This window comes from Clostridium sp. CF012 (genome assembly GCF_018861755.1).
Taxonomy (GTDB): Bacteria; Bacillota; Clostridia; order Clostridiales; family Clostridiaceae; genus Clostridium_AD.
Genome location: NZ_JAHLEF010000013.1, coordinates 35301 through 59949, shown reverse-complemented (window position 1 = coordinate 59949; position 24649 = coordinate 35301). Strand labels below are relative to the sequence as shown.

Genomic DNA, 24649 nt, shown 5'->3' with positions numbered 1-24649 from the left:
AATATTATGAAAATATTTTATTTTTTAATAAATAGGAGGTTAAAAATTATGGGTTTAATAGATGAAGCTATATTTATTGAGTATGAGCAGTTGCCTGTTCCAATAATATCTTTTGATAGTCATGTTAATGTTAATTATTTAAATAGTGAAGCAAAAGATATACTAAAAAAGATAAACATGTTTGAGTATAGTTATGAAAATAAAACTGCTATACCAATATGGCTTAATATAAAAACCCAAGAGTTTATTAAAAGTGAGTGCAAGCGCCAAGAGTTCATAAAAAAAATTGTAGCCAAAGAAACACATTACTTCCTTCAATTAATTTATAAAAAGATACTTGATACAGAGAATAATTGTAATGAAATAAAATTAATTATTAATGATGTAACCGTGCACCTAGAAGCAATGGAAGAAATGCAGAAAAAGTCAAAAGAAATGAGAAATTTATTTGAAGAGCAATTAGTGAAATTAGAAAAAATAAATTCACTAAGTATTCTTGCAGCAGGAATTGCTCATGATTTCAATAATATATTAGCTATAATTTTAGGAAACATATACATTATCAAGAGATATTTAAATATAAGCACTAATAAAGTATATAATAAAATTAATAATAAGTTTTCTCAAATTGAAAAATTAACCTTGCAGGCACAGGATCTTAACCAACAATTAATGAATTTTTCAAAAGAGGGAGTACCAATCAAAAAAAATATATACATAAAAAAGCTAATTAGGAAAACCGCTAATATGGTATTAAGCGGCTCCAATAATATGTGCAATTTTTCAATAGCACAAGATTTATGGCCTGTGAAAGTAGATGAAGGACAAATTCGTCAAGTTATTAATAATCTATTAATAAATGCTAAGCAAGCCATGCAAAATGGAGGCAATATTGAGGTAAGTGCTAATAATGTATATGTAGATGAAAAGAATAAAAATAATATAAAGCAAGGCAAATATATAATGATCCGGATAAAAGATAAGGGAAAGGGAATTCCTAAAGAAAATATAGAAAAAATATTTGAACCCTACTTTACAACAAAGGATGATGGTACAGGCCTTGGACTTGCGGCCAGTTATTCAATAATTACTAAGCACAATGGCTATATATATGCAGAATCTGAGTTGGCAGTTGGTACAAGTTTTTATGTTTATTTGAGGGCTTCAGAGGAAGAAGTGAATATAGATAAGATTAAATGTGAAAAAGTGATACAAGGTACTGGTAAAGTTCTAGTAATGGATGATGATAAAAATATCAGAGAAATTAATAGGCTTATGCTTATGGAACTGGGGTATGCAGTAGAAATGGCGAAGAATGGGGAAGAGGCCATTAAAGCCTATAAAAACTCAATTATGCAGAATAGTACTTTTGATGCGGTAATAATAGACTTAACTATACGTGGAGGAATGGGTGGAAAGGAAACCATTGCAGCGCTTTTAGAACTTGATACAAATGTAAATGCAATACTAGTAAGTGGATATAGTAGTAATTCGGTAATGGATAACTGTACGAATTATGGGTTTAAAGAGTGTATAAGAAAACCTTATACAATAGAACATCTAGCTAATGTGATTTACAGGGTTATAAATAAAACAAAATAATTTCAACGCTTAAAACGCTTAGAAGGCGTTTTATTTTTTTAGAAAGAACCTCTTTTCTTAATCTTATAATTTCGAGAAATCATATCTGGAATCTTTTAAGTATATTAGCATTTATATATGGATAGCATAATATTTAAAAGGAGGTCATAATTTGAAACGTATGAAGGGAAGAGAAGTAGGCAACCAGGAATACGAAAAATTTAAAGATGGACTAGATAGATATGTTAAAATTCAAGGAATAGAAAGTAAGCTAGTAAATATACCTACAATAGTTACAGGTCTTAATGAGGATGGCACCATAAAGCAAGAACAAATTGAGCCTTACGCATATGAGATAGTTGAACAAGACAAAGGATTTACGGATTAAGTTCCAAAAGATAATAGAGCATACAAACACAGGCGTAATTTAACTGTTTTGTTCTATGCTCTATTTTATACGTTATATTTTATAGTGGTTTTATTGCATACTGGGTTGTTTTTATTTTGGTGTAAATTTAACACAAGATAACCCTGATGATTGTTTTACCAGTATGGAAGGCAAATTCAAAGATTTGAAACCATAAAATTTACAACCTTTAGGGAAGGTTGGATCCCAGGTTACATAGTAATATATGCATTTATAACAATTTATTTTTTCATTAACCATAAAGGACTCCTTTAAAAAATTGTTTTTAAAAAAAATTAAAATATTCAAATTTAATTTAATAATAGCATATTTTAGCACATAAAAAAATAGATATAGTTTGTTTTAAAACATATATCTATTACAAAAGAATTTAACCACCAAGGGTTACATCTTGCTGATTATACCAAGTCAAAGCCGTTGATAAATGTTCGGGCTTGAAATCAGGCCAAAAGTCATCTATAACATAAAAGTCAGAGTATATGGATTGTAGAGGTAAGAACCCACTAAGACGCCTTCTTCCACCCCAACGAATAATTAAATCTACTCTAGAAATATCATTAGTTTTTATGCAATCAAATATATTGCTTCTTTTACTACTTTTATTTTTATCAAGATTACTTAGGTCCCATTCCCAACCGTAGTTCACTAGAAAGTTTAGCTTTATACCGCCCTTGCCAAAAGTTTTTCGAGTGGTATAAGGAAGTAGTTCTTTAGGAAACATAGGTGAGTTACTATTTCCTACTACTAATAAATCGGCATCCTGTGTACTTAAAAGCTTTACTGCATCCACACAAGCTTTAACAAAAGCTTCTCTCTGCAAGGGTGGTCTTTTTGTATTATCAGTAGTAAACCCATAATAAGTTATTTCTTTTACGCCTAAATCTTTGCAAATTTTATACAGTGATAGACCAGGATCTAGTCCAAAGGTATATCCTTTATCTTTTGATAGTCCATTGTCTACAGACCACCTTCTATTTCCATCGGGAATTACTCCAATATGATTTGGTACTCTCATCTCATCACCCTTTATTTATGAATTTTTATAACATATAAATCATAGTATCTCCATTATTACTATATTAATCCATGATATTTATAAGATTTCAATACTTTATAAGTGTATAATGTTATTAATTATAGATAATACATAAAAATACTTTCAATTTATAGTTTTATAGTGTAAAATTACTGAAACATTGGTTAATACATTTGGACTATAATTTTATTTATTATTAAGGTATCAAGATAAGATAAATTTCTTGCTAAGTGGGGTGAATTAATGAATAAAACAAAAAGAGATATATTTCAGTCGGCAATTAAAATTTTTTCTAGCAATGGCTATGATGGATCTACTATGGATGAGATATCCGTAACTGCCGGAGTAGCTAAAGGCACGGTTTATTATCACTTTAAAAGTAAGGATGAAGTTTTTAAATACATAATTACTGAGGGAGTAAGCTTACTTAGGCAACAAATTGAGTGCATTATTAAAGGACCAGGTGACTATTCCTATAAATTAAGAGAACTTAGCAAAAATCAGTTAAAATTGGTATATGAAAATAAGGATCTATTTAAGGTTATAATGAGTCAAGCATGGGGCGGGAAAATAAGACATTCTGAACTGAGAGAATTGTTAAAGTCATACATGGAAGACATTGAGAAATTTCTAATCAAGGCTATGGAGGATGGAACTATAAAAAAATGTGACTCTTCTTTTTTAACATATACATATTTTGGAACCCTAGGATCCATAGCAGTTTATAATGTTATAAAAAATGATAGTATGAAACTAGATCAAATTACAGATAACTTCATGGAGAATCTGTTAAATGGGATAAAATAGAAAACAGTAAGATCATTCTAGAGAAAAGAATATCTTACTGTTTTTTTTATTTACAAAAAATATATTGACTTTTTAATAAAAAAATGTAAAATATATATATGACTGACTGACCAGTCAGTCGAGAAAAGGTTATTATAAAAAATTTAAATAAGGATGAGGTGATAATATGAGCTTTTTAAAAGTGGCAGGGAGAGATATTTCAAGCATATTTAAAAATAGATTCATACGAGTATCGGTAATAGCAATTATTATAGTTCCACTTTTGTATAGTTTACTTTACCTTGATGCTTTTTGGGATCCATATACCAGGATTAAGGATATGCCTGTAGCTGTGGTAAACCAAGATAAAGGAAGCATAAAGGATGGAGAAAAAGTTAACTATGGAGAAGATTTAGTAAATAATCTCAAAGATAAGCAAGATGTAGGTTGGAGGTTTGTTACAAAGAAGCAAGCTGAAGAGGGGATTAAGGGTAAGGACTATTATGCTATGTTTGTAATTCCAGAGAATTTTTCGGAAAATGCTCTAAGTTCCACGAAGGGCAAACCTCAGCAAGCTAAAATATTATATAGTGCAAATGAAAAGAGGAATTTTTTAGCAGCACAGATTAATGGTAAGGTTTTAGATCAGCTTAAATCAGAACTAACAAAAAGTATGTCAAAGGAATATGTAACAGTAGTATTTGATAGTTTATATGATATTAAAGAAGGAATGAAAAAAGCTTCAGATGGAAGCAAGGAACTCGCTGATGGTTTGGTTACCGCAAAAGATGGTACAAGTAAGTTAAAAGACGGAGCGGGAAAGCTTAATAGCAGTGTTCCACAAATGATGGACGGTGTAGGGAAATTATTAGTAGGTTCTAATACATTAACTACTAAACTAGGGGAGCTTAATGCGGAGGTACCTATAATGGTGAGTGGAGTAAATCAGCTTTCTTCTGGTGCAGATCAGTTAAAAAATGGATTAGTACAGCTTAACAACCAAGTACCAACTATGGGAGCTGGGGTGAATAAACTTAATGAGGCATACAAAACTCAAATTGTACCCACCACTGGAAAACTTAAGGACGGAGCAACGGAACTTGCTTTAGGGCTTGGTGCAGCAAAAGAAGGAGCAAGTCAGTTATCTGATGCGGCAGTTAAGTTAAAGGATGGCTCATCACTTCTTACAGAGGGCTCAGGTAAACTTGATGCAGGATATGCTCAAATGAAACCAGGCATAATTGCGATCAAAGATGGAAGCGTAAAAGTTGCTGGAGGAGTAGATGTTTTATTAGATAATAGTAAAAAATCTCAAGCATCATTGAAGAAAGGAGTAGATAATCAGCTAGGAGAATACTTAAAAGCTCATCCAGAAGCGATGAAAGATCCCAATATGCAAGGCTTTTTATCTACACTAAGCGCATTAAATAAAGCTTCTGTGGACGAAAATAACCTAGCAATGATGACCGAACTTCAAATTGGTGCACATAAAGTAGCGGCAGGAGCAGGACAATTAGAAGCAGGGTCCGCAGCTTTTGTAGATGGTTCACAAAAGTTTGCGCAAAGCACTGTTGTTTTTGCAAGTGGAGCAGATCAGTTTTCAAAAGGAACGGTGAACTTTGCAGAAAAAACAGGTACCGCAGTTGTTGCAGCAACCCAAATTAGTGGTGGTCTAGATAAGTTATATGCTGCTATGAATGGGGAATTTGGAAATGGACTTTCACAGCTAAGCGAGAATGTGACCGCATTAACTGCAGGTGTATCGAAGTTATCTGGAGGTTCAGTGACTTTATCGGGAGGGCTAGCACAATTTAACGAAAAAATGCCAACTCTCGCGGATGGAACCTCAAAACTAAGCGCAGGTTCAGCGGAGCTTACAGGAGGAATCGGTACTTTAAATGGAAAATTACCTATGCTTAAAGATGGGGTAAATAAGTTATATGATGGTGTTAATAAATTAGATGATGGTACTATTAAATTAGTAGCTGGGTCTAAAGAACTTAATGAAAAGCTTGCATCAGGGTATAATGACCTTGCTAATAGTTTGAAAAATGACAGTAAAACTATGGCAGCTACATTTTCGGAACCTGTAGTTATGGATCAAGAAGCGATAAATCCTGTTAAAACTTATGGTGAAGGCTTTACTCCATATTTTATTCCACTATCCTTATGGGTAGGAGCGCTAATGATGTTCTTTGTAATTACAGATAAGGTGGATGAAGATATTGCAGCAAGCCCAGCTTCTGTAGTAGCAGGAAAGTTTTTATCTTATGGAGCTATAGGATTTATGCAGGCAACACTTGCAAGTGGAGCTGTAATGTTATTAGGCCTCAGACCAAATAACATACTGTTATATTTCTTATTTAATATTTTCTTATCATTTGTATTTATAGCTATTATTCAATGTATGGTATTTTTGCTTGGGCAAGTAGGAAGATTGTTATCAATTATATTATTAATTCTTCAACTAACTTCTTGTGCAGGTACATTCCCAATTGAAGTTGTACCTAAGCTATTTAGGGTTTTAAATCCACTTATGCCATTTACTTATGCTGTATCTGGATTAAGAGAAGTAGTATCAGGTGTTGATTATGCTGTGTTTACAAAAGATATAACAGTGCTTGCAGCAATGTTATTTGTATTCTTATTCACCTCTATATTAATGAAGGGTCATGCAGATAAGATGCAGAAACTAGTGCAAGGCAGAAAAGAACAAGCATCAAATATTACGGACTAGCATAAAAAAGGATATAATATGATAATTAATATTATATCCTTTTTTTATTTTTTGAGATTATACAAAATAACTTACAATACACATCAGGCTATGATAAAATGATATCGTGGTAAATAATGTAATGAAGGAGAGGGAAATGAGAGATTTCGATGTTAAGAAAATAATTCAAATAACTTTACTTATAGTACTAATTACAATAGGGTTTGCTTTTATAGTTGCGAAAATCCAGGGAAAAAACCTGTTAACCACAGTGAAGAATGTGTCAGTATCAAAGGGAAGTGGAAGTATTGACGAAACCAGGGAATTTGATATAGTGCCTATAAGCAAGGTTAGGGTGGATACAGTAAGCTCTGATGTTAATATAATATTATCAAAGGAGGATAAAATAGTGGTGCATTTTCATGGCACGGCCTCTGAGATGAGTAGGGCACCTAAATTAGAAACTAGTTTAAATGGAGATACACTAGATATATCAATAAAATATCCAAATCAAATTATGTCTATAATTAATTTTAGTTTAAACACAAAATTAGATTTGTATATTCCAGAAAAATATAAAAAATCTATGGAGATAGAAACGGTATCAGGGGAAATAAATATCGATAAGCTTGAGGCAGATAACTTTAAGGCAAACACAACTTCAGGAGACGTAAATATAAATTCTCTTTTAGCTGATATAACAGATTTCAGTAGTGTTTCAGGTGGTATTGATATAAAAGTATTATCATCTAAAACAAACGGATTTGAGACAACTTCAGGTGATATAAAAGTTGAAGCGATTACTGGAGATATTAAAGCAAATTCGGTTTCGGGGAGCATTACAGCATTATATAGCGAATTTAATAATGAGGTAGCAGCGGAAACAGTTTCAGGAGATGTAGAGTTAAGTCTTCCACAAGCATCGGAATTTAAGGTTGATTTCAGTAGTACATCTGGAGAATTAGATAATGATTTCCCGCTAGTAGTAATTGGAAAAGTGGAAAAGCGAGATATCAAAGGAACTGTTGGAAATGGTCAGAAGAGTATTAGAATAGAAACTATTTCTGGAGATGCGGCTATAAATAAAAAATAAACATTAAAAAACACAGGTTAATTTATAAAAATTAACCTGTGTTTTTTAATTTGAAATTTACATATTAATTAAAGACTCTATTCTAAAATATCGTTGAATTTTTTTCTGTAGCCGCACTTTCTGCATAACTCTTCAACCGCTTCTCTCCTAGAAAAGCCATTGAAAATGTCCTTTGACCGTTGGCTTTCAATTATTTCAGAAAAAGGAGTTTCATGAATATTGCCTAGGTTAATCACACCTTCTCCATCGAGGCAGCAGGGTACTACTGTTCCATCTACTAATATAGCTACTTGGTTTCTAAGACCATAACAAAAACCAGGGCTATTATCTTCTTCTACCTTTAAATCTGGCCACTGAAATTCATGGTCTTGATTTAAATATACCTTATCACAAATTTTAATGCCGCGACCAGGGTGTATTTCTTCTTCAATTTTATAAGGTAGATTGAAAGCATTTTCGATTTCAAAAATCAAGTCGCGATTTTTCTTAGCCTCAAGGTTTGTGGTATTATCCACATCAAGGTTCCATAACCTTAGAGAAAATAAAGTATCCGTTATGGCTATGGATTGTTTCACAAAGGAGATAATATTATTAACATATTCATCCTTGTTCTCGGCGCCTTCATTGCCGTCAAAGCTATGCAGAGAAAAATTAACCTGTCTTAATGCGGGCTTTAGGATTATTTTGCCTTGAACTTTTATTAGAGTTCCATTGGTGGTAATATTAACCTTAAAACCTTTTGCATAACTTAAATCCAAAAATTCATCTAATTTTGGATGTAAAAGTGGCTCTCCTTTAACATGAAAATATATATAATCCGTATGAGGTTTTATTCCGTCTAATATTTTGCTAAAGGTTTCTAGGGTCATAAATTCAGGAGCCCTAAGTGTTTGCGGACAAAAACTGCAACAAAGATTACAAACATTTGTAATTTCTATATAAAATTTTTTAAATTTTTTCATTAATTATTCTCCAATCATAACTAGAATTTGGGTAAGGGTAGAGGTATAAATAGTAATGTAATGATTTTAACATGACATTCATATAGATTGTATCATATAAAAATCTGAAACTATTATGTATTACATGAAAGTTAACATAAATGGTTGTTTTTAATAAGGCCCTTAACTTATATATGAATAATAAATTACCATAAAGCTAAAAATATATTTAATATTGAAAGGGAGGAAGAAATTATGGCGTTATTAGGAAATCCGTTTATTGCAAATGTACCAAGGAAAATGTCAAATGAAGAGCTAGCACAAGCAATTCGAGTGGACATTTCTGGTGAGCTTGAGGCCATCATAGGCTATGAAGCTCATGTAATGTCTACAGATGATGAAAATGTTAAAAAGATTTTGAATCATATTGCAGATGAAGAAAGAAGACACGTTGGGGAACTGCAGGAAGTTTTATATATGTTATCTCCAAAGGATTCTCAGTTTATGGAGGAAGGCAAACAGAAAATTAAAGATCAAAAGGCTCAAAATTTTCAGAAGCCTTTGCAATAATATTTATTGTTATAAATTTATTTTTAATAAAGTAATATTAAAAATAAAATCGCCATCTTTTAGGATGGCATTTTTATTTTATTTGGTGCCCACTTGACCCTGCCTTATAACTCTTTAAAAATAAATTGAAAAACTCATTTATTACTTGTGAAGAGTCAGTTTCTCCATTTATTTTTAATACTTCCATTGCAGCTTCTATTGTGCATAAGTTACCATCTACCACACCTCTTCTTAAATCATAATTAGAATTAAAAGCTGGTTCTAATGAAATGATTGGTAGGTTTTCTAAATAGGCGCTTCTTCTAAATATTTTTCGGGCCTCTTTCCAGGTGCCATCTATAATAATAAATGCAGGTATTTTTCCTGTATTTTCATATTCAACTTTACGGCTCTCAGTTTCATAATTTTCTATAGGAAAAAGCAAGAAGGGCTCATATATTTCATTATTTAAATTTGCTACTAATTTTTCAGGTGTTTTCGTTCTTTCCCAAAGAAAAATCTCTGTGGAATCAGGATTAACTAGCTCGAGTAGTCTTGCAGTATTAGAAGGCCTGTAAAATTCTTTTTCCGTAGAAAGAATCCACAGCTTTGCATGAGTTTTTATTTTAGGCGCCTTATCACATAGGCAATTTATAATTGGTAAACCACATTTACTACAACTACCATATAGACTTGTTATTTGTTTTACACTGTAATTTGAATTCATTTTTCCTCCTAAAAACTTTAATTGCTTTTCCTATACTCGTCCTTAAGAATACTTAATTTTAAAGTTTGAATGCTATATCTAGGATACCATTAGTCGTAATTTCAATTAGCTATCAAGTAGATGGTTTCTTTATTAACAGATTGCTAAGTAAATCATCTATTATCTTTGTGGCTTTTTCAATAAAGTTATCCATTTCTTCCTCTGTTAAATAAATAAAGTTATCTTTAGTTTCATTATTTTCTCCTAAATAAAATTCAGTAATGTATTTTACCTTATTTTCAAAGGCACTGTGTGGAAAATAATCCAGGTAATCTGGTACACTATCTATATTTTTAAATAATGTATTAAATATGCACTGTGGATTTTTTTCTAAATATATATAATCAAGCCCGTACCAATCCTTTTTTATAGTCCAAATAAAACTTGCATCCTTTTCTAATCCTTCTTTGTATAAAATCTCATTTTTCTTCTGAATAAATAGTTTTGACCATTCAATATCAGTTAATAAATGTACAAAATATCCTATTTTAAAGGAGAACAACTCATCATTTTCTCCTGTTTCACTATTATTCAAATAGTTGTCCCAAAAACTTTGAGCATTAATTTCGTTGTTTTCTCCCTCCCAATGTGTGATTTTTTTTTTCGGATTAAAGATACTATAATCTTCATTAGGTACGCCGGCGTCAGGACTAATATTTCCTACTATGAAAGGTTTTGTTTCAAAATCATACCCTTTTTTTAGAATTTCTTCTGCTATTCTTAGATGTGTAATCCAAGTTGCCATTTAATACACCTCATTTTTAAAGCATTTTTGGTTTATCCTATAATTACATTATAATTCATAGATTGGAACATTAATATATAAAAAAAGAGCATAAGCCCTTTTGAATTTACTATTTATATATCCTTCATTCTATAATTATTTTTTTATTAGGGCTAAAAGCCAACAGCTATGCCCATACACATCATGTCAATATATTACATTGAATTTCATTTTAATAAATTCGAATTCTCCTCCATTTGTCTTTTGTATATATTTCTCTATAGGCTCGAATCCAATATTCTCATATAATTTTATTGCCCTTTCGTTAAAGGCGGCAACTGACAGTATTACATATTTATTTCTATAATTTGTTTTTTGAACTGCAAAATTCATACCTGAAATCACAAATTCATGGCCAAGACCTATTCCTGATAACTCCGGCTTAAGACCAAATCCCAGACACATAATCTCATCTTCAAAGTAGACTGAATAATATCCAATTAATTTATTTTCTTCATTTAACACTGCAAAATAATGACCATCCCAATTCTCTTCATTAAGAAAATCATTTAAATCTTCTTCATCAGCTGTCATATCATAGAATGAATAAATTCCACTATACTTCCATTCATATGATATTTCATGTGAGTATACTTTATTCATAGGTACAAATTTATAAGGCACTGGTGATCCTCCCTCCACTTTTTTAATTATGAGCATCAGCTGCAAAACTTCCTATAATAAATAGATTTCTATCTAATTTTTTTACATCTCTTGGAAATCCTTAAATAATAAACTTGGCTGAATGTCCGTATTATTCTGATACTTTCCACTTGAATACTTATCATATTCTCCTTCGATATTATGGTAATATATTTGGCATATCTCAACACTCGGGTATATTCGTATAGGTTGAACACAAAATATTTCCAATGTCCAATAGCCACTAAAGCCTACATCCCCAAATCCAGCTGTAATATGAATGAATAATCCAAGCCTGCCAACTGAGGACCTACCTTCTAACATAGGTACATACTTGTCTGTCTTTGTATATTCAACAGTTCTACCTAGGTATAACTTTCCAGTTTCAAGAAGTAATCCCTCTGGGGGTATAATCAACTCTTTTGTTTTGTTATCTTTCTTCATATCCAAAACAGAGTCTTCATAAACAAGTAGTCGGTTATGTAGCCGTAAATTGTAACTATTGGGGTTAAGCTGTTTATCTACAAATGGTTCAATAATAATCTGATTTCCTAATTTTTTTTTAATTTCTTTACCTGATAATATCATATAAATATCCCCTAACTATTATTATTATTATTATTATTATTATATTCGTAAAAATTCCGTTTCTTAAATTAACTCTCTCCTTAGAGATTGATCTTCAGTTTCATTAAGCTCTATAGCCACCTGGAAGAAAATCGTCACATTTACCTTAGTATACTATCATTAAATGTTATTATCAACGAAACTGTCAACAACTATACTGATTAGTAGGCATGTTAATTAAATCATCAAAACTCCTCATTATATAAAGTACTTATTTTCAAAAAGCAAGAGGACCGTAAGAAGATGGATTCTTCTTACGGTCTAAAAATAATTATAACTACCAATTCCACTAAAAAGTACAATAAACAACGGAATAATTACAACTTATCCTTACATAACGAATAATCTCTTTTTATTATAGCCAATATAACATCATCTACAAATTCGCCCTTCATAATGGTTCTTTCTCTAAAAATGCCCTCTTGAAGAAAGTTAGCTTTCTTTAAAGCTTTTACAGAAGCATCATTACCAAGGGTTACTTCAGCTTCTATCCTATTAAAACTCATACTCTCAAATCCAAATTTAACAATAACCTTTATAGCTTCAGTCGCATATCCTTTATTCCATTCATCACGATTAAAGCCATACCCAATCTCACTTCTTATTGAATCATCATCAAAAGTTCCCAAGCAGCAATACCCAATGATTTTATTATCACTCTTCTTTGCCACCCCCCATGTAATCTCTTCTTTATCTTGAAATTCCCTCCTATAACGATTTATTATAGTAATTGCATCATCCTTTGTAGCAATTGGTTTATACCAGTCATATTTAGCAACCTCAGGATCACTATAAATTTTAAATATATCCTCTACATCCGCTGAAGTTACCTCCCTATATATCAATCTTTCAGATTCCAATTCTGGGAATATATCGAAACAAGACTTGTTGATTTTCATTTCTTGCGTAACATTATTATTTGTCATTTAGTACCACTCCTTTTAATATCTCCTGTACTTGCTTGTACAAAGATTTACATCACTTATTAACCACATAATATGGCATTCATTACAAAGAAATATTTGCATATGATTTTAAATAGCTTTCTTGTAAATTATATTGTCGTGTCATAATTTTTCTTTAACCTAGCCTAATTATAATGTTATAGTGTATTAAAATAAAAGATAAAGAACATTTCTATGTTGTTTTTTATACAAAAAAGCTACCACTCATTATAATAGTAGTAGCTTTAGTTCTATTTATTTTTTGCATATACGATCTTTTTAATACTGTCAACGGAAAGAAAAAATTCCTCAGCTAAATTTTTAATTTTACCTCCACCGATATACTTCATACGTATATCTTCATTTCTATTTTGTATACAAGTTCGATATCCTGAGTTTTCTCCCCATTTTTTTCGTGCTTCCACTTGAGAGGGAATATAAATATATTCACCTTGAATATATTTTTGAATTTCTCTAACTAAATTATCTGGTAAAACTGTTTTAACTTTTACATATTTCATAAAACTCAGCTCCTTATATTTTTACTTAAATTAAGGAAACAAAGCCTGTATATGTATGAATTTTAATTAATAAAGGAGATTAAATTACCTACCCCTATGTAAATTGTAGCTGCAAGTCATACCTACAGACTTTGCATAGAGTACTCTGAGCTTTTCATCATTTTTAAATATATTTTTCATATTAATACGCTCCTAATAATAATATTAATAATATCAAATTTTTAACAAATTATCAATTAAAATAGAACTCTTAGACTACTTTTACATAAATGTAAAAGTAGTCACTGCAGAGACGTTTTCAAAGGAGGACCCACTGAGTTTGATAATTAACATAAATCATTAAGATATTAATATAGTTTTAAGGGTTTAAGGAAGCATTGGGCACAATCTCATTTTTTTTCATTTCCACGTTTAAAATTTCCGGTAACCTTTGCTAAAATTAATTGAGCCTCTTTTGAATTGGCGTTCCGTATTTTAGCTAGAAATTTTTCGCTTTCTTTACCTTTTAGAATCAATACTTGCTTGCCGTACCAAAACACAAAAACTTTGTTATCTTTTGATACCTTATACGAAAAAAACTGTTCTTCAAGCTTATTGCGCTTGTTAATTTCATTCAATTTTAATGCGTCCCCCTTAAAAATTTATACCAAATTATCTAATAATTTATTTGTTTGGATTACATATATTTTGTATTTCATTTAGTTGTTTTTCTAAAGAGGCAATAACGGTACCATTGCTCTCAGTCTCTATTCCGTTATATTCCAATGTAACTATACCTGGATTTGTGTAATTAAGTACCCATTCTAATAATTTGTAATCTTCATTTTCCATAGATTGATGTGTATCTGCTGGAAAACCATCTTTATCATAACCGGAACCATTTACGTGAATTTCTACAACACGATTAAGTGGTAGAGTGCGAAGGTAATCATGAATATCCCAGCCGCGATATTGTGCTGTAATCTTTGCGTGTGTTAGATCAAGCAAAAATGACACATCATTATCTGCAAACAACCTCTTATATTGCTCTGGCATAATATAAGGATAATGATCAAATAGTATACGATCTTGCGGTGAATCAGGAGTGTTCTCTAAGAGCAATGGTACTGCTAGGTTCTTTTTAAAAATCTGAATTTGTTTGCTCATATGTTCATATATATCTTCATCTGTCATACCTTGATGCATGTCTGAATTTTTAATTGAAAGATGCAGACCATAATGTGGAGAATTACAATTTTTAAGGAGACTATTTGCAAAATTAAAATCTATCATTTCTATATTTTTCATTCCTGTGTGCTCAAAATATCCCAGGCCGTGTAGTAAAATTGGTCTCATTGAACGCATAGTTGAAAACTCTTCATTAAATGTTCCCCATGCACCAGACTTAATATAATCTATTTTAACAGCATCTTTTTCAATAAGAGATTTTAAAAATTTTGACCAATTGCATCCAATATACATATTTTACATCATGCTCCCATCACATCATTGATATTTTTATTGATAGTCCTTCGCATGGATAATAACATGGGACTAAAATACTTCCTCCAAAATTTATTAGCATATAAATTTGCAGTTTCAAAATCCACATGAATACAGGATATATTGTTTAGACTGCTATACTCATTTATACTTTTTAACAATTGCGTCCCAACTTTTTTACCTCGATACTCTAGCTTTATGTAGGCGCCTATTTCATCGATTAATCCACAGTTGTAATCGGTCATATCTATTGGGTTATTATTTTTTGATATACTTAAGTTAATAAACCCAACTGCCAACTCTTTATCCCAGGCAATAAATACATTACTTTTCGAGATGATTTCAGAGATTTCTTCTTTTGATATTCGTTCCCTTTTTAGAAACAATGGTGCAGACTTATAATAATCTTCTGATTCTTCTACAAGATCATATAAAGTGTTTATATCCTCAGAACTAGCTTTTTTAATTTCAAATAGACACTCATTGTCCCCTTTAACATTCAAACCACTGAAGGCATCTATAAGGTATGAACCGTACCCTAAATCAAATAAAATATCTTTTAATTCTGTATCATTATAAAAGATGGTCCACATATGATTTAAGATTCCTTTATTAATCCACTGCTGTGAAATGTTCTTATATAATGAAAGATAAGCACTTTCCTTGTATTCTTCCGTAGCACAATGTCCTATTGCAGGGCAAAACACTGAAGATTCTCCATTAAAAGGAAATTCATCATAAGCCAAAAAACCTACTATTTCCTTATCTAATTTTGCTACTATAGCACTGTTATTTTCAACCTTATTATTTAAAAAACTTTCAAGCTCATTTATATTATTCACCCAATAAGAAGGAAAATCATTGTTATTATCACAATAGTTTTTATACTGATCAGTCCATATCTTTATAGCTTTGTTAATATCTGTTTTTTGCATATTACTTACTTTACATTCATAAACCATTTTTATTACCTCACTTGTATATTTGTTTTACTTTACCATTTTACAAATAATACTATTAAGAACAAAGGTAAAGAATAATTATAGTTATTCTTTATATTTATAATTATTTAGCAGGAATATGATTTATAGCTTTTTCTTTAAAAAATACTGTACTATACCATTTGGATAATCAGCAAGCTTTGCGAAAACTTGATAACCACATGCTTGATAAAATTCTGGTGACTGATAACTAAATGTACAGGTATGAGAGAACATGCACCCATTGTCTTTTGCTATTTTCTCTGCTTTAGATATAAGTACCTTACCAAAGCCCTTTCCCCTATAGGCATCGTCTATCCACATAACATCAATATACATACTAAGATTAAAGGTGTCACATAATATAGCGCCAATAGGTTTACCTTTTTCCTTTAAAAATAAATTTATATTAACATCTGGCTTTTTTAGCAAACCGTATGTTTTTCTAACATTATGTTGAAGAAGACCTTTGCAAACTATGTTCGAATCTTCCTCAGTATAGCTGCTGGTCATGCAGATACCTCCAGGTAATGATTCATTAAAAGCAAAGCCACCTTGCTCAAAACTACGTGTATATAACTTATGATTTATCAGCTTCATAAGAATATCAATATCCCATATAAATGCATCAACCAGTACCTCTTTACCTTTTACGGTTTGCGTAACCTGCTTAAGTATTTCTCCACCAAGATAGCGGTAGAATTTATTTGACTCGCTGCCATGCCAGTTATAAATGATTAACTGGTCCACTCCGTATTCTTTAAACTCAACTAGAATGGTTGCCATGAGTTTTAAACCTAGTGCTTTTTTACGATATTCTTTTTTTACAAACAAATAATTTAGTTCTACACCATGCTTGGCATCTTCTGTTTCTGCAAGACTTCCGCCTACATATCCTAAAAAAGTATCACCTTCAAAAGATCCATAAATGCGCCTAATATCGTCACATTCCTTATCATTTAACCAAGTGGAAACAAAGGAAAGCTCCTCTCCTACATCCATTGAATCATAAGGAATGATGTCAGCAAAGTCATCATTCCAGCATTGGTAGTTTAGTTCTACAGCCATTTGTAATTCTTCATGTGTCAACTCACGTATTATCATTCTTTCTCCCCCTTAATAAAAATTATTTACTATATAACTTTCTAAAGGATATATTAGATATAAATAGTTATAGCGTACTTAAATTTATCAAACTATGTTATAATAAGTCAAAATATACATTTATAAGGTGTATATGGGTGAAATGTTGGTACTTAAGCTTATGTTATATATAGTATATAATTGTAGATTGTGATATAAGGGGGAGTTGAAATGTGGAATAAAAGGTTGACTTTTTTGCTAATATTTTTGTTGATTGGATTTGTAGGAACTATTGGTATTGTTAAATTAAATCAGTTTAAAGATAAGAGTTTATTTACACAGGATAAGTGGATTAGAGAACCAGGTAAAAGATATTTAATAGTAGAGGATATGTTGAAAAAATATGATTTTGAAAAAATGACAAAAGAGAAAGTAATACAATTTTTAGGAAAACCAGACGAAAAGTTTGAAGGTGGAATAATGATAGAACGTCTCAATAGAAACCCGATTAACACATCTGACCCTAACAATATATTCTACTTCACTAAAAAAGGGTTAATGCCAGAAGAGATTAGTGGGCTTTATGTTATGTTTAATAATAAAGGTAAAGTTATTAATTATGCAATAGTACATTTTACTACATAACAGGGGGATAGTATGTTTAATGCTATCCCAATAATACAAATTAGATTCTCATTTCTAATAGATGATCTATTACTTGTGGTACTTGTAAAATATTATTTTTTATAAATAGTGGATATATATTTAAATATTTAATCTTGTCTATATCTTCCCAGTAAAAAGAATGATTATGTTGGTCAGTGTCTTTAAGAATAAACTCATTTCCTTTATTTATTAATCCGTCATCAGTTATATCTAACAAATAATAAAAACATATTTCGTGAAAGTTCTAATCAAGGTTTTTTTCGTGGAAGAAATTTTCATTGACCCACAACATGCGATTAACTTTAACTTCAGCATTTAATTCTTCTTTTATTTCTCTAATAATTGCATATTCACTTAATTCATTCATGGCAACTCGGCCACCAGGAATATAATAGTAGGGTGAATGCTCACCTTTCATAATCAATAATTTATTATCATGAATTATAATACCAGCTACTCTATAATTAAATCTTCCCTCATCAGTTTTAAATGAAATATCCATATTTAAAATCCCCTTATTTAAGCATTTATTTATTAAATATAAACAATTTTAACAATAAATAATAATTACGTCCTAATAAAATTATTAAAGGTTGTTCAATATTTTCTCAATAACATCCTTTCCCAAAATCACATTATGACCTGATATACAGGTGTCGAAATCAATCTCCCTATACTTTAAAAGAGTATCAATATATATAGATTTTTCACAATAAATATCAGGTATTATTTGATCCATATCGTCACCTATATTATCGCCTACATTAATGACTTTATCTTCCTCATCTATTACACTTATGGAGTCAATAGTATGCCCAGGTGTGCATATAATCCTTATTTTGTCTTCTGGAAAATAAAGTTCTTTTTCAAAAACTAAATTAGGAAGATACATTTCTACTTCACCATAACAATACTGTTTATTCTCATTTATCATATCTTCCCATTCGGATTTAATTATTTCTCTACATAATTTATGAGATATAATTATACAATCTCGTAATGAGCTGTTTCCCCAAATATGATCCCAATGATAATGTGTATTTATAACAACAATAGGCTTATTACTATTTTTTATATATTCTTTAATTGGATCAATACTTAAAGATCCTAGTCCTGTATCAATGATGTAATTATATTTTTTGCCCATAATTAAATGGAGGTTTAGATCCCACTCTGAAGAGTTATTATACGTAAATAAAACCCCTCTGTTTTTAATTTTTTGAATCCTCAAAACTTTATCCCTCCTGTTTTAGTCAATTAATTTTACCTGTTTATTTTCCTCTTAAAATTTCTTGATAAATCTTTATTAACTCATAGATATTTAAAATTCCATGGACAATACATGATTTACAATGGTTATTGGTTCTGGTAGCCTACCTATACCAGCTTTTTCACTTTTCATTGCCATAGTTCCTACTTCAGGTTCTAAAAATTTGTAACCAAATATTTTAAGTTTTTCTATATTATTTTGAATAATAAGATTTTCATACATTACAGTGTTCATGGCAGGAATAAATAATACTGGCGCCTTTGTTGCACTTATTGAAGTAGAAACAATATCGTCAGCTATACCATTGGCTATTTTACCAATGATGTTAGCTGTAGCAGGAGCAATAACAAATAAATTTGCGTTTTGTGCAAGTGATATGTGGTTAATATCTGCATTGCCCATACCAGCATATAAACTAGTAGTTACTAAATTAGCTGATATTGATTGAAAAGTTAATGGAGTAACAAATTTAGTCGCTGACTCACTTATTACAACGAACACATTAGCGTTTTGTTTTTTAAATTTACTAACTACATCTACAACCTTATATACTGCTATTCCGCCGCATACACAAACTACAATGTTTTTATTTGTTAACATATTTACATTTCCTCCATCCAACTATAGAACTTATTGATTTAGCATTCTCCTAAAATAAAATTTCTAACTAAACACTTTTCTGAGATGTGATTGTCTTTTCTACAAAAACAATTTACTGTATTTTAGCATAACGATACTTAAATTAACAGTTATTCTTAAAAAAGGTAAACTAATACCTTGGCATATATATAATTTTGAAAAATTAAATCATCACCTGCGCAGCTATGCATCTTCTTCGAAGCTGCAATATTAACGACTTTATAAGGAGATTTAGACTTCCACTGAAGTTTTCCTTTTGTTGTAGTATGTGCTCCCCACTTATAAAAGTGGGAGACTTTCTTCCTGAAATGTCGTTAAACTGAGGCAAGGAAAATATTGGTGAAATAAGGGTTCAAGCGTTTCTGACAGTGTACTTTGCTAGAATGAATAAAGATAAAGAATTTTGAAATACATTGTAGGGAGTATAAGGTGTAAGTAGATTTAAACTCACAAATAACATTGTTTAGTTGATCTAATTGGGGGTATAATAATAATAAAGAGATAGTAGATATATTATTCATATATTGATTAATATATGAGGTGATAAAATGTTCAAGGAAGAATATTCATTGCAATTTGATAATGAAGAAGTTATTCACAAAATAAAAGAGTATCTGTATAGTAAGGATAACATTGTAAGTGCGTATATTTTTGGATCCTTTGGTACCGAAGATTTTACAAGCAAAAGTGATATTGATATTGCAATACTTACAAATAAAGATATCACATATTCAGAGTGTCTTATAATTAATTCAGAACTAGAAGATATAATTGAAATTCCAATGGACTTAAATAATATAAGATCATTACCAGAGTATATACAAGTACAAGTAATTATGGCAAATAGACAATTATTTAATAAAGATGATGTTTTAGAAGAAAAATATCTAAATGGATTAAATCATTGGATAAAGACAGAACTTCCATTCTGGAAAAAGCTTATGACAGCTAATTAGAAAGGGTGATAATTATAAAAAAGATAAATTTAACTAGGCTTAGCACAACTATCAGTAAGGCTGAAAAGTGTGCTTATGAATTAGATTTATTTTAACAAGTCATAGTTACAATAAGGTATAGACAATAAACGTCTATACCTTATATTTATTTTATGACAATTTATGACAATAATATCATTTTAAATGACATACATTATTATAAAAATGACAACTTTTATTGACAAAATGATAATCATAATTTACACTAGAATTATAGACAGGAGGTAATTATTGTGGAACTTAGAAATAGAGTGAAGGAATTACGTGCTAGATACAATCTTAGCCAAGGTGATCTTGGTAAATTAGTTGATGCATCCAGGCAGACCATAAGTCTTATAGAAAGAGGAGATTATTCCCCATCTATTTTATTAGCTTTAAAAATAGCAAAAGTATTAAAAGTTACCACGGATGAACTATTTTATTTAGAAGGAGGAGAACACAATGAAGAAATATAAGGGACTTATATTAGTAACGATGGTATCAGGTATATTGGGTGCATTTATGGGTTTTTTTTCAAAGGAATTATCAGAATTTAATTTCACTTTTACTGGAAATATAAACGATTATATTTTCAAAATATTCTTAGGGATAACTTGCATTTTAACTATTTTTTTGATTGTAAATTTGATTTACATAAGGACAAACTATAAAAAAATAAATTTAGATGATATCCCCAAAAGCATTGAAAGAAAAATAGCAAAAGCCATAAACTACAGTACAGTGCAAGTAGTATTAGGATTAACTTGGGAGGCTATTGTAATTAATAAGAATTTTGATAGAAAATTATCATATTTAGTACTCTTCCCAACAATGGCCATATTTGTAGGGCTTTTATTACAATCAATCACCATAAAATATTATAATTATTTATATCCAAATAGAAAATTGAATATCTTTGAAAATAAAGCCGAAGAAAAGTTTTTTCAAAAATTAGACGAAGGCCAAAAATGGGTTACATTTAATTGTAGTTATACAACCTTTAAAAAAATGCAATTTGTATATGCCGCAATAATTATTATATGCATTGTTTTATCTACTTTTATTTATGTACCAATGATATTACCTATAGTAGTAGGTCTACTATGGATAATTCAAATATCAATTTATATGATTGAAGAAAAGAAATATGAAGAGTAATAATTTTTTTAAAAATAACAGGAGGGCTTCTAATGATTGAAAAGAAAAAAAATATAAAACCTAATAAGAAAAATAATTTTTTTGCTCCAATTATGTTTTTTGTGATTTGCGCAGCCGTTGGTTTTTTCATGGGTAGTATTTCAAATACCTATTTAAAGGATTTTATGAATGTACATGTTAAGAGCAATAATCTATTTGTGGAACTACTTAAAGTTTATGGACTAATTCTTATATTCATTGTAGGATTTCTAATACACATAGTTATCCATGAAGCAGGTCACCTTGTTTTTGGACTTATGACAGGATATTCTTTTGTATCCTTTAGAATCGGTTCCTTTACTTTAATAAAAGAAGATAAAAAGTTAAAACGCAAAAAATTTAACATACCAGGCACAGGGGGTCAGTGTCTGATGATGCCACCAGATTTAAAGGATGGCAAATATCCCTTTGTTATATATAATTTTGGCGGAGTTATAATGAATTTAATAGTAGCTATAGCAGGAATATTAGTTGTGATTTTTGTAGAAGGAATTACATTTCCAATAGACGCCATATTAATTCTAGTTTCTGCAGGGGGCATAGTCGCTGCATTAACTAATGGAATTCCAATGAAGTTTTCAGGAATTCCTAATGATGCATATAATGTATTATCAATGCTAAAGGACCAAGAAGCTAGAAGCTCTTTTTATGTTCAGCTTAGGGTTAATGGAATGCAAAGTCTAGGTACAAGAATTAAGGACATGCCCCTTGAAATGTTCAAGCTGAAAGAGAACTCAGACCTTTGTAATCCACTGAATACGGCTGTTAGGTTAATAGAATATAACTGGCATCTTGATAATATGGATTTTGACAGCGCAAAACAATGTATTGATTCCTTTATACCTTATCTTGATAAATTGGTTGCTTTATTTAGAAATGAAATTAATTGTGAGCGAATGTTTTTAGAGCTTGCTAGCATTTGTGATAAAACTTTTATTGATGATTTGTATGATAAGAATCTTAAAAAATATATAAAGGCAGCAAAATTTATGATTGGTAAGAAAAGACTTCTTATGGCTTATGAAGGTTTTTATAATGAAGATAAGAATAAGGCTTTAGAATATTATGAAGATACAAAGCAGTTAGCTAAAAAGTATCCTGTAAAGGGTGAGGCTGATATGGAGATAATGATTGTAGAGTGGATTAAGGGAAACTTGAATTATTCCTAAAAACATGAAAAATGCAAGTTTCCTGTATAATAAAAGAATTAAATCATCATCTGCGATGCTGCAATATTAACGACTTCAAAGGAGACTTTCCTTCTGAAATGTCGTTAAAGAAAATATTATTTAGTAATAGGAATCCATATTTCACAAGTATAATCATCAGAACTTGTGTCTCCCGGCGGGTAAACCTCAATTTCATAATCAGCTGCCCGTTTATAACCACATATTGGGAACCACTCAGTTGTTATTCTTGCCCACATTGCATCAATTGGGTGATCCTTACCGCTAAAGCTACCTGTTACAGTGAATACTGCCCATTTATTCGCTGGAATAGTATAGGGCTGCAAATCGGTTAAAACATTTGTATCTTCCTGTGCACCGATTGCAAGTAAAGTTTCCCCATTCTCCAGCGTTTTTGTGAAACCCATTTGCCACATCGGTGCGCGATAAAGATTGTAAACAGCTCCGATTTTCTCATCGGTGCCGCCCTCTAAAAACTCCTTCCATGTACTCCAAACCTCCCCTGAAGCCTCTTTCCATTCATTTTCCATAGTATTTGCTGATTGCCTCTTGATATGCTTAACCATTCCAACTATATTTATGGCCTGTTTTTCTTCAATACGATATTCCATCTCTACATCTCCTTTAATTGAAATATGAAAAGTGATGCGTGGATAGGCTTTAAGCTTTACTCCCAAAGTGCGCGCTACTTTAGGCGTTACACCATGCATTCCTAAAAAAGCACGAGTAAATGCATCAGGTGAATTATATCCATACTTCATAGCAACATCAATTACTTTTTCAGTGCTGTTTTGTAAATCTAATGCTGAAAGGGTTAATCTCCTACGACGAACATACTCAGATAGAGATATGCCTACAATGTAGGAAAAAACACGTCCGAATTGATGCATTGAGCAGCAAGCAATTTTTGCTACTTCATCATACATAATGTCATAAGTTAAGTGATTTTCAATATAATCCACTGTTGCTGTCATTCTATTAATCCAATCCATCTTGCATCCTCCTTTCTTATTTAATTGTAACAAAGGTAATGTTAAATTGCCCTGCATTTTAGGTACAAATATGTAGGGTAGGTGGATACAGAATATAAATCACATTGTTAATTAAAAAAAATTCACATATACCCAAATATTTTTATAGCGGGCAGAGCTCTTTATAAAACATGATTTTTAGCTAATTACTTTATCCACTCATCTTTTAATATTGAATATAAAGCCAAATCGTAAAAATATTTATTATCACGCAGTTTAGCTTGTCTTAAGGTTCCTTCGAGCTTCATTCCACTTTTAATCATTACCTTTCCAGAAGCAATATTATTTGTGTCATGCATTGCTGCTATTCGATTAAATCCAATTTCAGAAAACAAATAGTCAATTACTGCCTTTAAAGCTTCACTCATTATTCCCATGCCCCAATATTTTCGTGACATACAATAGCCTATTTCACAAGAACAGCACGTTTCATCGAACCTGACTATAGAAATATCACCAATAACTTCATCAATCTCTTTGAATTTAATAGCCCAATAAAAGGTATTATTCTCATACCTTTCGACCACTTGATCTATAATTTCTTTAGTATCTTGCACATTATTATGCGGCTTCCAAGATAAAAACTTTGTAACCTCACAATCATTTGCCCAATTTTTAAACATATCAGCTGCGTCATCAGGTTGATATTTTCGCAGTAAAAGTCTGTTTGTATTTATTATTTGGGTTCCTTTATGAATTAACATAATTTCTCCTTTTAATTTAAATT

Annotated in this window: 29 protein-coding genes; 11 read left to right on the top strand and 18 right to left on the bottom strand. The window is 30.7% G+C overall.

Annotated elements, in window-relative coordinates:
* The first annotated feature begins 48 nt into the window (after positions 1-48).
* Together KPL50_RS13375 and KPL50_RS13370 are read left to right on the top strand one after the other, a co-directional pair.
* Entirely contained in the window at positions 49-1602 is a 1554-nt protein-coding gene (locus KPL50_RS13375; RefSeq protein ID WP_216299040.1) for an ATP-binding protein, read from the top strand.
* Positions 1603-1753: 151 nt separating this feature from the next.
* On the top strand, positions 1754-1969 hold the full coding sequence (locus KPL50_RS13370; RefSeq protein WP_216299039.1) for a hypothetical protein: 216 nt from the start codon (positions 1754-1756) through the stop codon (positions 1967-1969).
* Positions 1970-2378: 409 nt separating this feature from the next.
* Here KPL50_RS13370 and KPL50_RS13365 read toward each other — a convergent pair whose 3' ends face one another.
* Entirely contained in the window at positions 2379-3023 is a 645-nt protein-coding gene (locus KPL50_RS13365) for an undecaprenyl diphosphate synthase family protein (RefSeq protein WP_216299038.1), read from the bottom strand.
* 264 nt (positions 3024-3287) lie between these two features.
* Between KPL50_RS13365 and KPL50_RS13360 the strand changes: the two genes are divergently transcribed.
* The 3 genes from KPL50_RS13360 (at position 3288) to KPL50_RS13350 (ending at position 7639) form a co-directional block, all read left to right on the top strand.
* Positions 3288-3851, top strand: a complete 564-nt coding sequence (locus tag KPL50_RS13360; RefSeq protein ID WP_216299037.1) for a TetR/AcrR family transcriptional regulator — start codon at positions 3288-3290, stop codon at positions 3849-3851.
* Positions 3852-4017: 166 nt separating this feature from the next.
* Complete coding sequence (locus KPL50_RS13355) at positions 4018-6567, top strand: YhgE/Pip domain-containing protein (RefSeq protein WP_216299036.1); 2550 nt, start codon at positions 4018-4020, stop codon at positions 6565-6567.
* A gap of 136 nt (positions 6568-6703) precedes the next feature.
* Positions 6704-7639: a DUF4097 family beta strand repeat-containing protein gene (locus KPL50_RS13350; protein ID WP_216299035.1), complete on the top strand. Its 936-nt coding sequence runs from the start codon at positions 6704-6706 to the stop codon at positions 7637-7639.
* A gap of 77 nt (positions 7640-7716) precedes the next feature.
* On the opposite strand, the gene KPL50_RS13345 is transcribed toward KPL50_RS13350, so the two are convergent.
* Positions 7717-8601, bottom strand: a complete 885-nt coding sequence (locus tag KPL50_RS13345) for a radical SAM/SPASM domain-containing protein (protein ID WP_216299034.1) — start codon at positions 8599-8601, stop codon at positions 7717-7719.
* Between the two features lie 234 nt (positions 8602-8835).
* On the opposite strand from KPL50_RS13345, the gene KPL50_RS13340 reads away from it, so the two are divergent.
* Positions 8836-9150, top strand: coding sequence for a demethoxyubiquinone hydroxylase family protein (locus tag KPL50_RS13340; RefSeq protein ID WP_216299033.1), 315 nt, complete (start codon positions 8836-8838; stop codon positions 9148-9150).
* 73 nt (positions 9151-9223) lie between these two features.
* On the opposite strand, the gene KPL50_RS13335 is transcribed toward KPL50_RS13340, so the two are convergent.
* The 10 genes from KPL50_RS13335 to KPL50_RS13290 form a co-directional block, all read right to left on the bottom strand.
* The gene (locus tag KPL50_RS13335) at positions 9224-9856 is read right to left on the bottom strand and encodes a tRNA-uridine aminocarboxypropyltransferase (RefSeq protein ID WP_216299032.1); all 633 of its coding nucleotides are present in this window, start codon (positions 9854-9856) and stop codon (positions 9224-9226) included.
* A 112-nt stretch (positions 9857-9968) separates the two neighbouring features.
* Entirely contained in the window at positions 9969-10640 is a 672-nt protein-coding gene (locus KPL50_RS13330; RefSeq protein ID WP_216299031.1) for a zinc dependent phospholipase C family protein, read from the bottom strand.
* A gap of 186 nt (positions 10641-10826) precedes the next feature.
* Positions 10827-11303, bottom strand: coding sequence for a GNAT family N-acetyltransferase (locus tag KPL50_RS13325; RefSeq protein WP_216299030.1), 477 nt, complete (start codon positions 11301-11303; stop codon positions 10827-10829).
* Positions 11304-11384: 81 nt separating this feature from the next.
* Positions 11385-11909: a dCTP deaminase gene (gene dcd, locus KPL50_RS13320; protein WP_216299029.1), complete on the bottom strand. Its 525-nt coding sequence runs from the start codon at positions 11907-11909 to the stop codon at positions 11385-11387.
* Positions 11910-12265: 356 nt separating this feature from the next.
* Positions 12266-12874 (bottom strand): GNAT family N-acetyltransferase, encoded by a 609-nt coding sequence (locus KPL50_RS13315; RefSeq protein WP_216299028.1) that lies wholly within the window; start codon positions 12872-12874, stop codon positions 12266-12268.
* A gap of 269 nt (positions 12875-13143) precedes the next feature.
* On the bottom strand, positions 13144-13413 hold the full coding sequence (locus KPL50_RS13310) for a CD3324 family protein (protein WP_216299027.1): 270 nt from the start codon (positions 13411-13413) through the stop codon (positions 13144-13146).
* Positions 13414-13802: 389 nt separating this feature from the next.
* Positions 13803-14030: a hypothetical protein gene (locus tag KPL50_RS13305; RefSeq protein ID WP_253200615.1), complete on the bottom strand. Its 228-nt coding sequence runs from the start codon at positions 14028-14030 to the stop codon at positions 13803-13805.
* 46 nt (positions 14031-14076) lie between these two features.
* Positions 14077-14874: a DUF692 family multinuclear iron-containing protein gene (locus tag KPL50_RS13300; RefSeq protein WP_216299026.1), complete on the bottom strand. Its 798-nt coding sequence runs from the start codon at positions 14872-14874 to the stop codon at positions 14077-14079.
* 8 nt (positions 14875-14882) lie between these two features.
* The gene (locus KPL50_RS13295; RefSeq protein WP_216299025.1) at positions 14883-15857 is read right to left on the bottom strand and encodes a GNAT family N-acetyltransferase; all 975 of its coding nucleotides are present in this window, start codon (positions 15855-15857) and stop codon (positions 14883-14885) included.
* A gap of 123 nt (positions 15858-15980) precedes the next feature.
* Complete coding sequence (locus KPL50_RS13290; RefSeq protein ID WP_216299024.1) at positions 15981-16979, bottom strand: GNAT family N-acetyltransferase; 999 nt, start codon at positions 16977-16979, stop codon at positions 15981-15983.
* Between the two features lie 210 nt (positions 16980-17189).
* On the opposite strand from KPL50_RS13290, the gene KPL50_RS13285 reads away from it, so the two are divergent.
* Positions 17190-17603: a hypothetical protein gene (locus tag KPL50_RS13285; protein ID WP_216299023.1), complete on the top strand. Its 414-nt coding sequence runs from the start codon at positions 17190-17192 to the stop codon at positions 17601-17603.
* Positions 17604-17643: 40 nt separating this feature from the next.
* On the opposite strand, the gene KPL50_RS13280 is transcribed toward KPL50_RS13285, so the two are convergent.
* The 4 genes from KPL50_RS13280 to KPL50_RS13265 form a co-directional block, all read right to left on the bottom strand.
* Positions 17644-17841 carry a hypothetical protein gene (locus KPL50_RS13280; RefSeq protein WP_216299022.1) on the bottom strand — a complete coding sequence of 66 codons (198 nt, stop codon included), beginning with the start codon at positions 17839-17841 and terminating at the stop codon, positions 17644-17646.
* 27 nt (positions 17842-17868) lie between these two features.
* Positions 17869-18126: an NUDIX hydrolase gene (locus tag KPL50_RS13275; RefSeq protein WP_216299021.1), complete on the bottom strand. Its 258-nt coding sequence runs from the start codon at positions 18124-18126 to the stop codon at positions 17869-17871.
* Positions 18127-18210: 84 nt separating this feature from the next.
* On the bottom strand, positions 18211-18855 hold the full coding sequence (locus KPL50_RS13270; protein WP_216299020.1) for an MBL fold metallo-hydrolase: 645 nt from the start codon (positions 18853-18855) through the stop codon (positions 18211-18213).
* A 90-nt stretch (positions 18856-18945) separates the two neighbouring features.
* Positions 18946-19494 carry a flavoprotein gene (locus KPL50_RS13265; protein ID WP_216299019.1) on the bottom strand — a complete coding sequence of 183 codons (549 nt, stop codon included), beginning with the start codon at positions 19492-19494 and terminating at the stop codon, positions 18946-18948.
* A gap of 587 nt (positions 19495-20081) precedes the next feature.
* On the opposite strand from KPL50_RS13265, the gene KPL50_RS13260 reads away from it, so the two are divergent.
* The 4 genes from KPL50_RS13260 (at position 20082) to KPL50_RS13245 (ending at position 22873) form a co-directional block, all read left to right on the top strand.
* Positions 20082-20489, top strand: coding sequence for a nucleotidyltransferase domain-containing protein (locus KPL50_RS13260; protein WP_216299018.1), 408 nt, complete (start codon positions 20082-20084; stop codon positions 20487-20489).
* Between the two features lie 272 nt (positions 20490-20761).
* A complete protein-coding gene (locus tag KPL50_RS13255; RefSeq protein ID WP_216299017.1) occupies positions 20762-20983 on the top strand; it encodes a helix-turn-helix transcriptional regulator in 222 nt (73 codons plus the stop codon).
* On the top strand, positions 20970-21665 hold the full coding sequence (locus KPL50_RS13250) for a DUF3169 family protein (RefSeq protein ID WP_216299016.1): 696 nt from the start codon (positions 20970-20972) through the stop codon (positions 21663-21665). The genes KPL50_RS13255 and KPL50_RS13250 overlap by 14 nt, the downstream gene beginning before the upstream one ends.
* A 32-nt stretch (positions 21666-21697) precedes the next feature.
* Complete coding sequence (locus KPL50_RS13245; protein ID WP_216299015.1) at positions 21698-22873, top strand: site-2 protease family protein; 1176 nt, start codon at positions 21698-21700, stop codon at positions 22871-22873.
* A gap of 116 nt (positions 22874-22989) precedes the next feature.
* On the opposite strand, the gene KPL50_RS13240 is transcribed toward KPL50_RS13245, so the two are convergent.
* Positions 22990-23883 carry an AraC family transcriptional regulator gene (locus KPL50_RS13240; RefSeq protein ID WP_216299014.1) on the bottom strand — a complete coding sequence of 298 codons (894 nt, stop codon included), beginning with the start codon at positions 23881-23883 and terminating at the stop codon, positions 22990-22992.
* A 185-nt stretch (positions 23884-24068) separates the two neighbouring features.
* Positions 24069-24626 (bottom strand): GNAT family N-acetyltransferase, encoded by a 558-nt coding sequence (locus KPL50_RS13235; RefSeq protein WP_216299013.1) that lies wholly within the window; start codon positions 24624-24626, stop codon positions 24069-24071.
* Positions 24627-24649: the final 23 nt, after the last annotated feature.